The organism is Parabacteroides sp. AM17-47 (assembly GCF_003434625.1).
Classification (GTDB): domain Bacteria; phylum Bacteroidota; class Bacteroidia; order Bacteroidales; family Tannerellaceae; genus Parabacteroides; species Parabacteroides distasonis.
On the sequence record NZ_QTLI01000014.1, the window covers coordinates 106,825 to 122,032 of the forward strand.

The 15,208-nt window shown below is 46.7% G+C and carries 12 protein-coding genes; 4 read left to right on the forward strand and 8 right to left on the reverse strand.

Annotation, left to right across the window (positions count from 1 at the left end):
- Positions 1–2: 2 nt before the first annotated feature.
- The 8 genes from DW205_RS12775 to DW205_RS12810 form a co-directional block, all read right to left on the reverse strand.
- Positions 3–1,541, reverse strand: coding sequence for a YifB family Mg chelatase-like AAA ATPase (locus tag DW205_RS12775; protein WP_005864063.1), 1,539 nt, complete (start codon positions 1,539–1,541; stop codon positions 3–5).
- 60 nt (positions 1,542–1,601) lie between these two features.
- On the reverse strand, positions 1,602–2,702 hold the full coding sequence (locus DW205_RS12780; protein ID WP_005864061.1) for a TlpA disulfide reductase family protein: 1,101 nt from the start codon (positions 2,700–2,702) through the stop codon (positions 1,602–1,604).
- Positions 2,703–2,891: 189 nt separating this feature from the next.
- A complete protein-coding gene (pckA, locus tag DW205_RS12785) occupies positions 2,892–4,499 on the reverse strand; it encodes a phosphoenolpyruvate carboxykinase (ATP) (protein ID WP_005860732.1) in 1,608 nt (535 codons plus the stop codon).
- Between the two features lie 414 nt (positions 4,500–4,913).
- Positions 4,914–5,930, reverse strand: coding sequence for a 2-oxoacid:ferredoxin oxidoreductase subunit beta (locus DW205_RS12790; protein WP_005864059.1), 1,017 nt, complete (start codon positions 5,928–5,930; stop codon positions 4,914–4,916).
- A 3-nt stretch (positions 5,931–5,933) separates the two neighbouring features.
- A complete protein-coding gene (locus DW205_RS12795) occupies positions 5,934–7,787 on the reverse strand; it encodes a 2-oxoacid:acceptor oxidoreductase subunit alpha (RefSeq protein WP_005860728.1) in 1,854 nt (617 codons plus the stop codon).
- 88 nt (positions 7,788–7,875) lie between these two features.
- Positions 7,876–9,087: an alanine dehydrogenase gene (locus tag DW205_RS12800; protein WP_005860726.1), complete on the reverse strand. Its 1,212-nt coding sequence runs from the start codon at positions 9,085–9,087 to the stop codon at positions 7,876–7,878.
- Between the two features lie 3 nt (positions 9,088–9,090).
- Positions 9,091–9,612 carry a shikimate kinase gene (locus DW205_RS12805; protein ID WP_005864057.1) on the reverse strand — a complete coding sequence of 174 codons (522 nt, stop codon included), beginning with the start codon at positions 9,610–9,612 and terminating at the stop codon, positions 9,091–9,093.
- Positions 9,613–9,693: 81 nt separating this feature from the next.
- Positions 9,694–11,754, reverse strand: a complete 2,061-nt coding sequence (locus DW205_RS12810; RefSeq protein WP_005864055.1) for a hypothetical protein — start codon at positions 11,752–11,754, stop codon at positions 9,694–9,696.
- Positions 11,755–11,859: 105 nt separating this feature from the next.
- Between DW205_RS12810 and DW205_RS12815 the strand changes: the two genes are divergently transcribed.
- From DW205_RS12815 to DW205_RS12830, 4 genes are read left to right on the forward strand one after another with little or no spacing between them, the layout of a single operon-like run.
- Positions 11,860–13,041: a glycosyltransferase family 87 protein gene (locus DW205_RS12815; protein WP_008778798.1), complete on the forward strand. Its 1,182-nt coding sequence runs from the start codon at positions 11,860–11,862 to the stop codon at positions 13,039–13,041.
- 5 nt (positions 13,042–13,046) lie between these two features.
- Positions 13,047–13,763, forward strand: coding sequence for a glycosyltransferase family 2 protein (locus DW205_RS12820; RefSeq protein WP_005864051.1), 717 nt, complete (start codon positions 13,047–13,049; stop codon positions 13,761–13,763).
- Positions 13,764–13,772: 9 nt separating this feature from the next.
- Positions 13,773–14,570, forward strand: coding sequence for a polysaccharide deacetylase family protein (locus DW205_RS12825; protein ID WP_005864049.1), 798 nt, complete (start codon positions 13,773–13,775; stop codon positions 14,568–14,570).
- Positions 14,557–15,192: a viroplasmin family protein gene (locus DW205_RS12830; protein WP_005864047.1), complete on the forward strand. Its 636-nt coding sequence runs from the start codon at positions 14,557–14,559 to the stop codon at positions 15,190–15,192. Before DW205_RS12825 ends, DW205_RS12830 begins: the two co-directional genes overlap by 14 nt.
- Positions 15,193–15,208 lie beyond the last annotated feature (16 nt).

The following is a 15,208-nucleotide window of genomic DNA, read 5'->3' on the forward strand; positions in this document are numbered from 1 at the left end:
ACTCACATTCCCCAATTCTCCCTATCCAAACTCCTATACTGTATAGCCTCCGCCAAATGCCGGACTTCGATATGTTCCGAATTATCCAAGTCCGCTATCGTGCGGGAGACTTTCAGGATACGGTCATAGGCACGGGCGGAGAGGCAGAGACGTTGCATGGCGGTTTTGAGGATGGAGAGGCCGGAAGCGTCGGGAACGGCGTACTGATGGAGTAGCTTGGAGTTCATCTGGGCATTACAATAAACACCCTCATAAGCGGCAAAACGCCTTTCCTGGATCGCACGGGCTTTTATGACCCGCTCACGGATAGCGATACTAGGCTCTGAGGGCTGTTGCTCGGATATCTTCTCGAAAGGGACAGGGACAATCTCTATCTGGATATCGATACGGTCCAATAAAGGGCCGGAAATGCGGTTCATATATTTCTGGACGGCTCCGGGAGAACAGAGACAAGGACGGTCCGGATGGTTGTAGTAGCCGCAGGGACAAGGATTCATGGAGGCCACAAGCATAAAGCCGGCCGGATATTCCACCGTGAAACGGGCACGGGAGATATTGATCACTCGATCTTCCAATGGCTGCCGCATGACTTCCAAGACACTCCTGTTAAATTCCGGCAACTCATCCAAAAAAAGGACACCATTGTGAGCCAAGCTGATCTCTCCCGGCTGCGGGAAAGTGCCCCCTCCTACCATGGCGACATTAGAGATCGTATGATGGGGAGAGCGAAAAGGACGTTGTACCATCAAGGAGGTGCCACCTCCTATCTTACCGGCTACGGAATGGATTTTAGTTGTTTCCAAGGACTCATGCAAGGTAAAAGGGGGCAAGATCGTGGGGAGACGTTTCGCCAACATCGACTTGCCACTTCCGGGAGAGCCTACCATGATCAGATTATGTCCGCCGGCTGCGGCCACCTCCATCGCACGCTTCACGTTCTCTTGTCCCCGGACATCGGAGAAATCGCAATCAAACAATTGCTGGCGGTCGTAAAACTCCTTACGGGTATCAATGACCGTAGGCCGCAATGTAGGTTTCCCCTCCATAAACTCCAGCACCTCTTTGATATTCGAAGCTCCATACACTTCCAGATCGTTCACCACCGCAGCCTCACAAGCGTTTTGCTTGGGTAAGATAAAGCCCTTAAAGCCTTCTTCCCTAGCCTTGATAGCGATAGGCAATGCCCCTTTTATCGGTTGGAGGCTCCCGTCCATAGAAAGCTCGCCCATCAATACGAATTTGGATAAGTTGGATGAATCTATCTGCTCTGCCGCCGCCAGAATACCGATCGCCAAAGGCAGATCATAAGAAGACCCTTCCTTACGGATATCTGCGGGGGCCATATTAATAACGATACGATTGCGGGGGAATTTATAACCACATACTTGAAGAGCCGAGATAATGCGTTCATGGCTCTCACGAACGGCCACGTCCGGAAGACCGACTAAAAAGAATTGGATACCTTTGGAACAGTTCACTTCTACGGTAACGACCGTAGCGGAAATCCCCTGCACAGCAGCGGCATAAGATTTTACTAACATAGTTAAGAATTTTGAGTTACTAATTACAAATTAAAACCGGAACCTCCTGTTTTCAATCGCTCAGTCTTCGAACAAGTTCTCCAGTGTTTGCTTGATCTCGATTCCATTCTCTGTTTTCATCAAGATCTTATGATCCTCATCTATCAAGAAACAGCGTGGCAATACGCTTACGTTATACAGATCTATCAACATAGCCGCTTGTCCGGCCGAATCTGTTACCAGGTTCCACGCTATACTATCCTTCTTCAGTACATCCCGGACATTATCCGGATTATCGTCCAAGCTAACCAAAAGAATGTCCAACTGATCTTTCGGATATTTCATCGCTACCTTATCCAGATATAGATCCTCTGTCTGGCACATATCACACCAAGGAGCGGTAAACGTCAGTAATAAATACTTCTGCGGGAAAGAATCCAAACTTACCGTATTCCCATAAATATTCCTTACGGAGAAATCTGGGGCTTCCGCACCCAAAGCCGTACGTTTCGCACGGGCGCTATATTGCTCCAGCTCCTTTACCAGATAAAAGTCTTTCAACCTTGGATTCAATAACGCCAACAACTCATCAATTTTACGAGTATCATCGGGATCTGAGAAAAAAGATTGAATCAAGACAACGGATGCCTCTTCATTCGGGTTCTCTTTCACGTACCGGATCGCTTCCTCGCTCAATTGCATATTAACATTCGCCAAACGAGCGGCGATATCCGTCTCCTCGATCGTATCGTTCAAATCCTTGCTATTTAAAGAATTTGATAAATTTGTCAATTCCGTCAATAAAGGAGCGATTTTCTTCTTAAAAGCGGCCAACTTATCATTTGTCCGTCCCCCCTTTACCTGCAATAGCAATGGAGAGTTAGCGTCGCCCGTGATTTTTACGGTTTCTCCCGGTTCCAGATAAGCCGTAACCCAATGCTCTTTATCCGCGAAGAAGATAGTCACACAATGGAAACCCGCTTCATTTTGATCGATCTGGAACTGCCCGGGTTTCGTACAAGCCACTGTATCAACTACTTTATAATTATCCTTCTCAAATACAGCATATACGGTTTGATCTTCCAGATTAGAAAGTTCCCCTTCAATCCGATAGACATAATCCTTGCCACAAGATGACAAACAAATTATAAAGCCAATAATAAGTGTCAGTTTTTTTATCATTACTCCTTTTTAAGCTCTTCTTATAACAGATAATCCGGTCTAAAGGTAGGAATATTTTTTAAAACTACTTCACATTTATAATAAAATTAACGCAGTTATCATAAAAAAAGCGCAGAATTAGTAATTCCACGCTTTTTTATAAAGATATTTTTAAACCTTGACCTTTTTTAATCAAGGTTTTTTAAGCAATTATAACTGAGGACCAGCAGCAACCAATGCCTTACCAGCTTCGTTGCCCGTGAACTTAGCGAAGTTCTTCTGGAAGCGAGCAGCCAAATCCTTCGCTTTCTCATCCCATTGAGCAGGATCAGCATAGGTATCGCGAGGATCTAAGATCTTCGGATCTACGCCCGGTAATGCAGTCGGAACCTCGAAGTCGAAATACGGGATCTTCTTTGTCGGAGCCTCATTGATAGAACCATCAAGGATAGCGTCGATGATACCTCTTGTATCTTTGATAGAGATACGTTTGCCGCTACCGTTCCAACCTGTGTTCACCAAGTAAGCCTTTGCGCCAGTCATTTCCATCTTCTTAACCAACTCTTCGCCGTATTTTGTCGGGTGCAATGACAAGAAAGCAGCACCGAAACAAGCGGAGAATGTAGGAGTCGGTTCCGTGATACCACGCTCTGTACCTGCTAATTTAGCGGTAAATCCAGACAAGAAGTAGTATTGAGTTTGCTCCGGAGTCAAGATAGATACTGGAGGCAATACACCGAATGCGTCAGCAGACAAGAAGATAACTTGTTTTGCGTGCGGGCCTTTAGAAACCGGCTTAACGATGTTCTCGATGTGATAGATCGGATAAGAAACACGAGTGTTCTCTGTAACTGACTTATCAGCGAAATCGATCTTACCATCAGCGGCAACTGTTACGTTCTCAAGAAGAGCGTCACGTTTGATAGCGTTGTAGATATCCGGCTCGCTCTCTTTATCCAAGTTGATAACCTTAGCGTAGCAACCACCCTCGTAGTTGAATACACCTTCGTTATCCCATCCGTGCTCATCGTCACCGATCAACAAACGTTTCGGGTCCGTAGACAAAGTAGTCTTACCAGTACCAGACAAACCGAAGAAGATAGCTGAGCTCTTGCCCTCTTTATCCGTGTTAGCGGAGCAGTGCATAGAAGCGATACCACGCAACGGGTTCAAGTAGTTCATGATAGAGAAGATACCCTTCTTCATCTCACCACCGTACCAAGTATTCAAGATAACTTGCTCTTTAGTCTTCAAGTTGAAAACAGTAGCAGTCTCAGAGTTCAAGCCTAATTCTTTGTAGTTGTCAACTTTAGCCTTAGCTGCGTTGAAAGAAACGAAATCAGGTTCGCCGTAGTTAGCCAATTCCTCAGCTGTCGGACGGATGAACATATTAGTTACGAAGTGAGCTTGCCAAGCAACCTCCATGATGAAACGTACTTTCAAACGAGTAGCCTCGTTAGCGCCACAGAATGTATCGACAACGAACAAACGTTTGCCAGACAATTCTTTTACGGCTTTAGCCTTCAAGTCTGCCCAAGCAGCCTCAGAACAAGGCTTGTTATCATTCTTATATTCATCAGAAGTCCACCATACAGAATCTTCGCTGGCTTCATTCTTTACGAAAAATTTATCTTTAGGAGAACGACCTGTATAAATACCAGTCATCACGTTTACAGCACCTAGCTCAGTTACCTGGCCTTTCTCGAAGCCTTCCAAACTCGGTTTAGTTTCTTCTGCGAACAGAACATCATAAGACGGATTGTGAACGATTTCTTTCACATCAACAATTCCGTACTTGCTTAAATCTAAATTAGCCATCTTGAATTTAATTTAAATGATTGACTTTATATAACTTTTCTCTCTACTCTAGTTCGATACGGTGAGGCTTTCCGACCTTTTGGAGCTTGCTGCGACTCCACCTTGTTAACCGCGGTACAAAAGTAATATTTTTTTTTATCGTACACAGCTTATTAAGGAAATTTTTCAGTAATAATTACTCTTTTCCATGCAATTAACAAAACCCTTAGTCTATTTGTAATATGGAGTTTACAAATCATATACTTTTAGCTAGCATCTCAACTATTTCCGAAGTCGTCATCATAGGTATTCGCTTTTATTGTGACTGAAACAAAGATATATACTTTTTTCCACACAAACAAATCCAGCGTATAAATATAAGAAAGGCGCAGGATAAATATCTTGCGCCTTCTCTTATATCCGATCAGAAATATATTACTTTACCTCCCAAATCTCACCTTTCATCAAAAGGTCGTGTAATTTACGTGTAGGATTCTTCGCTTGTACCTCCTCGATTTGCTGGTGGACAGCCTCATCATAGGTCGGTCCCTCCACATCTCGTATTACGCCTAACGCGATTGGCATATCACCGCTCATCATGGCAAGCATCATATGCAAGGTGTTATCCTTCTCATGGGCGTCGTGTACCAATACGTCATCCATCGTATAACCATCTTGTCCGATCGTTACGGATTTCAGTTTTAGGCCGTCTAGCACAAGGCCTTTATCCATGTTAGCGCCGTAAACCATTTTCTCGCCATGGCGAAGGAAAATCGTACGATCCGCACGGTATGCCTTATCAACGATCCCCTTATGGATACCATCATTAAAGATCACGCAGTTTACCAACACTTCCGTAACGGAAGCGCCTTTATGACGAGCGGAAGCCGTCAATACCTCGGTCGTATTCTTCAAATCCACATCGATCGAGCGGGCGAAGAAATTACCACGGGCACCCAATGCCAACTCAGCCGGCACAAACGGATCTTCCACCGTTCCATACGGAGAGCTCTTGGATACGAAACCACGGTCGGATGTCGGGGAATACTGCCCCTTCGTCAAACCATAGATCTTATTGTTGAAAAGAACGATATTCAAATCGATATTACGACGGACAGCGTGGATAAAATGATTACCGCCGATAGCCAAGCAGTCGCCATCACCCGTAATCAACCATACGCTCAAGTCCGGGCGAGCCGTCTTTACGCCGGTAGCGATAGCCGCTCCACGACCATGGATCGTATGGAAGCCATACGTATTCATATAATAAGGTAAGCGGGAAGAACAGCCGATACCTGAGATAACTGCCATATTGTGAGGAGCCACTCCTACCTCGGCCATAGCCTTATGCAGGCAATTCAGTACCGCATGGTCGCCACAACCCGGGCACCAACGTACGTACTGGTCGCTTTTATAATCTTTCGGTTGAAATTTAGTTTCTTCTGTTGTCATCTTTTAAGCCTCCAATATTTTAGTGAATTCCTCAACTAATCTCGCAACGACAAAAGGTTGTCCCTTTACACGATTGAAGCGATACGGGTTAAATCCGGGTACCTTTCCACGTAAATAGTTAGCGAACTGTCCGTTATTTTGCTCAGCCACCACCACTTTCTTATACTTAGAAAGAACCTCAGCCGTATTCTTAGGCAGCGGGTTGATAAACTTGAAGTGAGCGAAAGCCACCTTCTTGCCATTCTCCTGCATCGTCTCCATCGTCTCGTAAAGGTGTCCGTAGGTTCCACCCCAACCAACGATCAATAAATCAGCGTCCTCATCTCCGATCACTTCCAGTTCGGGGATATAGTCGGCGATCTTATCGATCTTAGCCTGACGGGTCGTCACCATCTTCTGGTGGTTAGCCGGATCGGTAGAGATAGCGCTCGTCTCGTAGTCTTTCTCCAGACCACCCAGACGATGAGCAAAACCTTCCGTTCCCGGAATCGCCCAGTAACGAACCAAGCTTTCCTTGTTACGACGATACGCCTTCCAAACTTTCTCGTCTTGATAATTAGCTACGTAATTCGGCTTAATCTCCGGATATTTATCCATTTCCGGAATTCTCCAAGCGGAAGAACCGTTAGCGATAAAGGCATCGGTCAACAAGATAACCGGAGTCATATGCTCCACGGCCAACTTACCCGCCCAAAATGCGGCATCAAAACAATCAGTCGGCGTAGAGGCCGCTATTACCACGGCAGGGCTCTCACCATTACGGCCATACAGAGCCTGCATCAAGTCCGTTTGCTCGCTCTTCGTCGGCAAGCCCGTAGAAGGACCGCCACGCTGAACATCGATAATCACCAAAGGCAACTCGGCAATTACAGCCAAACCGATCGCCTCGCTCTTCAAGGCAAGACCTGGTCCGGAAGTAGACGTAGCCGCCAAGCAACCGGCGAAACTAGCTCCGATAGAAGTACAGATACCGGCGATCTCATCCTCGGCCTGAACCGTGATAACGCCTAAATCCTTACGTTTAGATAATTCATGTAAAATATCAGTAGCCGGAGTGATCGGGTAACTACCCAAGAACAACTGCAAACCAGCTTTCTCGGCAGCGGCTATCAAACCATAGGAAGTAGCCTTATTACCATTCACGTCCGTATAGAATCCGGGCTCGGCTTTCTTACTCTCGATACGATACGTAGAAACCGAGGCATGGATGTTATTACCATAATTATAACCGTCCGTCAAAGCCTTGATATTAGCTTGGGCGATAACCGGTTTCTTAGCGAACTTATTCTGCAACATGTGCATAGCCTCCTCCAGCGGACGCTCGAACAACCAGCAAACAAGTCCTAAGGCGAACATATTCTTACAGCGAAGAGCCGATTTATTGTCCAAGCCAAACTCAACCAATCCGTCTTTTACCATCGTAGAGATCGGAGCGGCAACAACCTGCACGCCAGTCAATCCCAGCTCAGTAAACGGATCATCGGTCGTAAACAAGGCCTTATCCAAATCACTTTTCTTGAAAGAGTCCGTGTCGATTAAAACAATCGCATTGGGTTTTAGGTGTTTTACGTTCACCTTTAGCGCGGCGGGATTCATGGCCACCAATACGTCGGCCTTATCACCGGGTGTGAAGATTTTGCGCGATCCCAAGTGCACTTGGAATCCAGATACACCACTTAGTGTTCCTTGTGGAGCACGTACTTCTGCCGGATAGTCTGGGAATGTAGAAATCTCGTTCCCGAAAACCGCGGACAGGTTTGAAAAGATTGTACCGGTTAACTGCATGCCATCTCCCGAGTCTCCCGAGAAACGAATTACAACCTTCTCCAGCGTCTTAACTTTTGTCTGTTCTGCCATAATATACTTTATTAGCTTTATCGCTTATTGGTATTTAGATCGTCCGCAAAGTAAAGCATAAACTTTGCGAGTTCAAAACTTTTCCGCATCAAAAAGCAGAGAGGTATAGATCAAGATTATTAGATGATAGATTAAAATGATTAGACACATAACTATTCACGGTCTTCCCATAATACATATATACTCCCGCCCTAAAGCCCTTATCCGATTTGATCATTCCTTGCACGGAACCGGCGTCGCCCAACGACAATAATAAAGGCACGAATATATTACTATAAGCCATCGAGGTAGTACGAGCCACCCGGTTGCTGATATTCAGTTTGCAATAATGTAATACCCCATATTGCTCGAACACCGCGGGATCTTCCCTCGACAAGCAGCAAGTCGTCTCAAAGCAACCGCCTTGGCTTACCCTCAGATCGATCACCAAAGCTCCCTTTTTCATCGTACGCACCAAGTCCGTAGCGATAATATAGCGATGTCTCGTATTAATATAACGCATCGCCCCGATCACCACGTCGGCGCTACGAAACGCGTTATGCAGCACATTCGGATGGAACGTGGAAGTAAAAAGCCCTTGCCCCAAGACCTGTTGTATTATACGCAATTTATTGATATCATCATCGAATACTTTCACGGATGCTCCCAAGGCCAACGCGGCACGCGCGGCCACGGTCCCGGCGTTTCCGGCCCCGATGATCACCACTTCCGTAGGGGATACGCCCGGGATACCGCCTAATAATATCCCTTTACCTCCTTGGGTATTGCTCAACAACTCGGAAGCGATCGTTATGGAAGCCGCCCCCTCGATCTCGGAAGTGACATTCAGCACCGGGAAACGATTATATTCATCCGCCATCAACTCATAAGAGATAGCGGTAATCCGTTTCGCCATCATCAACTCGAAAGCCTCCTGAGCGAATAAATTAAACTGCACCAATGAGAAAACGGTCGTGCGAGGTCTCATAAGCGCGATTTCCACCGGCAACGGAGGCAATATCTTCAAGATCAGATCCGCTTGGAAAACTTCCGCGGGCGTATCGACGATCTCCGCCCCCGCCTCCGAGAAATGATTATCGGAATAGTTGATGCCTAATCCGGCGCCACTTTCCACCAGCACCCGGTGACCGCAATCGGTCAGCATATCCACCGCCTCCGGAGTCAACGGCAAACGTTTTTCCGCCTCGCATCGTTCACGAGGAATACCGATAAGCAAACGGTTATTCACCTTGCTGATCTCTTTCAATAATTCCTGCGGGATATAGGCCCCCTGTGCCTGCCGGCCGTCGTTCGCTTCCATATGCTATAGGATTTTCATTAACGCGTTCGATATGTCATGTACATCAGATTCTGTTAACATCTTCTCGGCATCAAACGTTATGGACGCCTTCGTATAAAACGGATTCCTTTTCTCCAGACTCTCGGCGATAAACGCCCTCAGTTCCTCCCCGGAACGTCCTTTCAACACCGGACGGGTATGTTTGCACAACTCCAGACGCTTCGCCAGCTCCTCGACTGACACCTTCAAGTAAACCGTCGTGCCAGAAGCGTTCATAAACTCCATGTTATCGAAAAAGCAAGGAGCGCCTCCTCCCGTGGAGATCAGCACGTCCTCAAACTCAGCGACCTCGTGAAGCATATTCCGTTCTATCTCTCGGAAAGCCTCCTCCCCTCTCTCGGCGAATATCTGCGAAACGGCCTTATGATAACGCCCTTCTATATAGAAATCAAGATCTATGAACGAAAGACCGGCGAGCTTGGCAAGCTCCTTTCCCACCGTTGTCTTGCCCGCTCCCATATATCCGACCAAAAAAACACGTTTCATACGTTATTATAATAGTTTTCGCAAATGTAAACTTTTTCCGGGAACTCTATCTTCTTTATTCCTAAGAATCAATAAAAAAAATCAGAGGCCAATGGCTTTTACTGTCTGGGTCGCACGATCCACTACCAATAAAGTATGACGAGCACCGGCTATTTTCTCGGGATAGACCATCGAATCTGTAAAATCCTGCAATAATTTTCCGTTCTTAGGGCTGATCTCCCATAGCTCCGACCGTTTATCATCGACACGAAGCGTAACAAACAAACGATCCCCTACAAACGCTATCGACTGGGGAGACTTTTCAAATCCCAATGCCACCAGATACGGCGCAAAGCCCGTGTCCCCTGCCCGAATGTCCGCAGGATCGAATAAATAGATCATATTTTTATTCTGGGCCGTCACATACAAAAAGCCATCATTTCGCGCCGCTACCGCATAAGTACCCATTGCCTCTTGTAAATTTACGCTACGGCTATATATAGGTACCCGAGCAGCGGAACCGGGCTGTACATCTTGCTCCAAGACAACTACCAGTTTCCGTTTATCCCGGATAAAGACAGCCCCTTGACTAGCCGTCACATCAAACGCATGAACGGTCTGATAACCACCCTCACCCCAAGTACCCGTACCGATACAAGTAATGAACTCATACGTTTCCGCATCGAACACATCCGTACGGCTTCCCGTATTCGTGACATATATTTTCCCATACGAGCGAGTCACGCCGTTTGGCTCCCCCGCAAAGGTCTCTTTCTTATCTCCGTTCATCCACTCAACCATACTTTTCACATGACGCACATTACCGGAAGATACATCAAAGACCTCCAAACTATAATGTCCCGGAGCGTCATTTGCTACATATAGCGTATTCCCATAAAGATGGACCGCTTTCGGATGAAAAGTTTCCACAGTGGCACCGGGAATATCCAAGACAGAAAGTGTAAATGAGAGAGGAGAACCCTCATCGCCAGCCCTATCCGTCTCCATCGGAGCAAGCCCAAGCCCGCCATCTATGGCATCCAATTCCGGATCATCGATAATGTATTTCGAGGAAGTATACACGTTTTTATTCTCTACCAGATTCTTATTCCTCCGGGTATGCAAGAAACGGCGGGAATAAACCGGTAATTTCTTGCTCACGGAAAGCTGTGAGTAAACCTTCATACAAATTGTAGGGAAACCGCCTTCCGCCGGATAGTACGTCATATTCCCACTATGCCCATACCCCAAGCAGTGCGCCAGCTCATGATACGGCGTGTCAGAACCATTGGCATCGTCGGCATAATGGGTCAGATAGACATATTCACCTAGCCCAAAGGTATTTCCTCCACCCAGACCGACAACATTCACCACGCGTCCATAACACAACCCGCCATGATTCGTGATCTGTTTCTTCAACACATCTATATCCACGATTTGCTCGTTATTTATCAGCTTGCCACGCCACTTCTCCAGTTCCTCATCAAAAAGCGAGGAAGAAAACATCGCGGCCATATTCAAGGAAAGGGCAACCGCCTCACGAGCCAGATGTGGCCTGAAGTTGCCCCAGTTCGAACCGGAATATTTACCAAACCAAATATCCCACTTAGGTTTCACGTTTATCATTCCTTGATAGACCGGATCTCCACATTCAACCCGCAAACTTATATTCTCGGCCACGATATCCGGATGGGCATCTATGGTAACCTCCTCGCCGGAACGTGTATAATAAACCTTCGCCTGTTCTAGAAAAGGCAACTTCATTTTAAACTCCTGAAAAGGTAAAACCGTAGTAAACTCCGCAAACCGTACCTCATCCTCATAACCCTCAACCGTAGCCCAGACAATCACATTATGGATAGCTCTAGGAGAATAGAAACGGAGCATCAACTCCTTCTGCCCGGTAACTGACACCTGCAAAGGCTCATTCACCTTGAATTTTCGCTTTGACGAATCGAAAAGAACCTCGTCCGGTTCCTCATCCTGAAGGATGTAAGAAGTATTCGACGAATCATAATCCTCCTCTGCCATCCGTATTAAACCATATTTACTCGTTCCTCCACTATTATCCACATCATCTTCATCCGAACATCCGAGAAGAAGAAAGCCTCCCATTACAAACAGAATGACACGAATGATCGTGTATCTCAACATTTCATTCATAAATAATCTCTTACCAGTTTTGGACGCAAAAATAGTATTTTTATTTAACTCGCATAAAAGTCACCGTTTTTATGTAATTTTGCCCCGTAGACAGATGTAGATTCGATGATGAAATTTATAGATAAGTTCAATACAATTATCCATAAGCCATTTTTCAGCAAATATAGTACCTTAATGGGGCTATGGGCATTGCTGGGGGTTATCGCATGGATTACCAAGTATTTCCCCGGGAAATATAACAACTTCTCGATCTTCAGGCAATCCTTTTGGCATACGTTGAATGAGTTACCGCTCTATGCCGCCTATCCGGAAGAATACAACGATATTTTTCACTACGGGCCGGTATTTAGCTTGGTAGTAGCTCCGTTCGCCATTACACCGTTATGGTTAGGACTGCTTACTTGGTCGGTGGCGCAAAGCCTTTTTTTATTCTGGGCGGTCAAGATGCTACCGGGGACCAAGCGGGAACGCATCTTTATCTATTGGTTTTGTGCCCACGAGTTGCTTACCTCGCTTTTCATGTCGCAATTCAATATCAGTATCGCCGCTATCATTGTCCTCGCTTACGTATTGATAGAGAAAGAGAAAGACGTATGGGCCGCTTTCGTGATCATGTTGGGTACCTTTACTAAATTGTATGGGATCACGGGATTGGCGTTCTTCTTTTTCTCTCGCCATAAGATGAAGTTCAGCCTATCTTGCGTAGGATGGGCGGTCGTCATGGTCGTAGCCCCGATGATATTGTCCGGGCCGGATTATATAATGTCCCAATATACCGGTTGGTTCGAGGACTTATCCGGAAAAAATTCGGAGAACTTATTCGCGCTCATGCAGAACATTTCCTTCTTGGGAATGGTTCGTAAGATATCGGGATCGGTCAGTTACTCGGACATTTATCTGATAATAGGGGGATTAATATTATTCGGCCTGCCTTATCTACGCATCAGTCAATATAAATATGAGGCTTTCCGGAAAACGTTATTGGCCTCGGTGTTGATGTTTGTCGTACTGTTCAGCACGGGTAGCGAGTCCAGTACCTATATCATAGCGTTTATCGGAGTCGCTATTTGGTATACGGCTGTACCGTGGAAACGTTCGACATTGGATATTGTCTTGATGGTCTTCGCCTTTATATTGACCAGCATGTCTCCGTCCGATCTTTTCCCGAAATACATACGAGTGCATTATGTATACCCGTATGCGTTAAAAGCGTTGCCTTGTATGCTGATCTGGCTAAAGCTGACATTTGAGATGTGTACGAGGAGTTATAATCCGGTAAAGGTATAAATGGAATGAACGCACGAGCAGACATAGATTTGGTATTACCTTGTTACAACCCGCCTTCGGGCTGGGAGGAACGAGTAGCCACCCATTTCCGCGAAGTGGAGCGATTATTCAGCCCGGTACGTTTCCACCTTTTTATTGTCAGTGATGGTTCGAGACGGGGATACGAGCCGGAAACGATCGACCGCCTCCGGCAATTGATACCGGATGTCTGCGTCGTGGACTATAAGCCCAACCGGGGAAAAGGATATGCCTTGCGAGAGGCGGTAAAGCGATGTACCTCTCCTTACATTATTTATACAGACTACGATTTTCCATATACAAACGACTCATTCGGCAGGATGGTCGAGGCGTTGCTAGGAGGAGCGGACGTAGTCGTGGCTACCCGCGGCAAAAGTTATCAGGATAATCTACCTCCTTTCCGGCAAATGTTATCCAAACTGTCCCACATATGCAATACATGGGTCTTGCGGATCAAGATCAAGGATACGCAAGGGGGCATGAAGGGATTCAGCCAAGCGGGACAGGCGATATTCCTGACGACCCGTATCAATAGCTTCCTATTCGATACGGAATTTATCTATAAGGCAAGTCGCCGGAAAGAGATAAACTTACGGACGATCAACGCGAACATCAAAGAAGGACTGGCGGTATCCGATATGGGATTCAAGGTCCTGCGGCGGGAAGCGTTGAACTTCTTATCCATCTTATTTCATAGAGATTAATTGACATACATGATATTACTTAGTTTTGATATCGAGGAGTTTGACGCTCCATTGGAACACGGCGTGGAATTGCCGTTCGAGGAACAAATGCGTACTTCCGTAGAAGGAACCCGGAAGATACTGGCATGTCTGGCCCGTCACCGGGTAAAAGCGACTTTCTTTTGCACGGCGAACTTCGCCCTTCACGCAAAGGATTTGATCTTGGACATCCAAAAGGGTGGACATGAGATCGCTTCGCATGGTTTTTATCACTCGTCGTTCGAGACCGCCGATCTACGCAAGTCCAAAGAGGCGTTGGAGGAACTGACCGGACAACCGGTGAACGGTTTCCGTATGGCCCGCATGATGCCCGTCGAAGAAGAAGAGATACATAAGGCCGGTTACTTATACAACTCGTCCTTGAACCCGACTTGTATTCCCGGCCGTTACAATCATCTGGGGCAGCCCCGCACCTATTTCATGAAAGATGGCGTATTGCAACTGCCCGCCTCGGTGACCCCGATCGTCCGTTTCCCCTTATTTTGGCTGGCTTACCATAACCTTCCGGCTACCTTGTACCGTAAGTTAGCGCTTTGGACTTGGAAAGAGGACGGTTATTTCCTAACCTATTTCCATCCGTGGGAGTTCACCTCCTTAAGTGATCGGAAAGAGCTAAAGTTACCGTTTATCATGACCAACCATTCCGGTTGCAGCATGGAAAGAAGGCTGGACGCCTTGATCCGTTTCTTCAAGGATAAAAGAGCGCCGTTCGGTACCTATACGCAATTCTCACAAGAAATCTTGAGTAAGAGTCATGGCCAAGAATAAGTTTTATGTCGTATGGAAAGGGTTGAACCCGGGAATCTATGATAACTGGGCGGAATGCAAGGCACAGGTAGACGGACAAGAGGGAGCCAAATATAAATCCTTCGAGAACCGGGAGGAAGCTGCCAAAGCCTTCGAGGCCGGCTATACCCATTACCTAAAGACCGCCTCTTCCCCGAAAGCCGTGGCCCGTCTCGCACCGGAAGCCCCGATCGGGAACCCGATCAATGAGAGTCTTGCCGTAGACGCCGCCTGTAGCGGTAATCCCGGGGATATGGAGTACAGAGGTGTTTATACCGCTACCGGACAAGAGATCTTCCATATCGGCCCGCTGAAGGAGGGCACGAACAATGTCGGGGAATTCCTCGCCTTAGTACACGGCCTCGCCTTGCTACAGCAAAAGGGAAGCGACCTGCCGATCTATTCGGATAGCCGCAACGCCATCAGCTGGGTCAAGAAAAAGAAATGCAAAACCCTATTAGCACGCAAACCGATCAACGAACCTATCTTCGAGCTCATCGAGCGGGCCGAGAAATGGTTGAACACCCATACCTATACCACCCAGATCCTCAAATGGGAAACATCCGTATGGGGGGAGATCCCGGCGGATTTCGGAAGGAAATGAGGTAAAGGTAATTAAA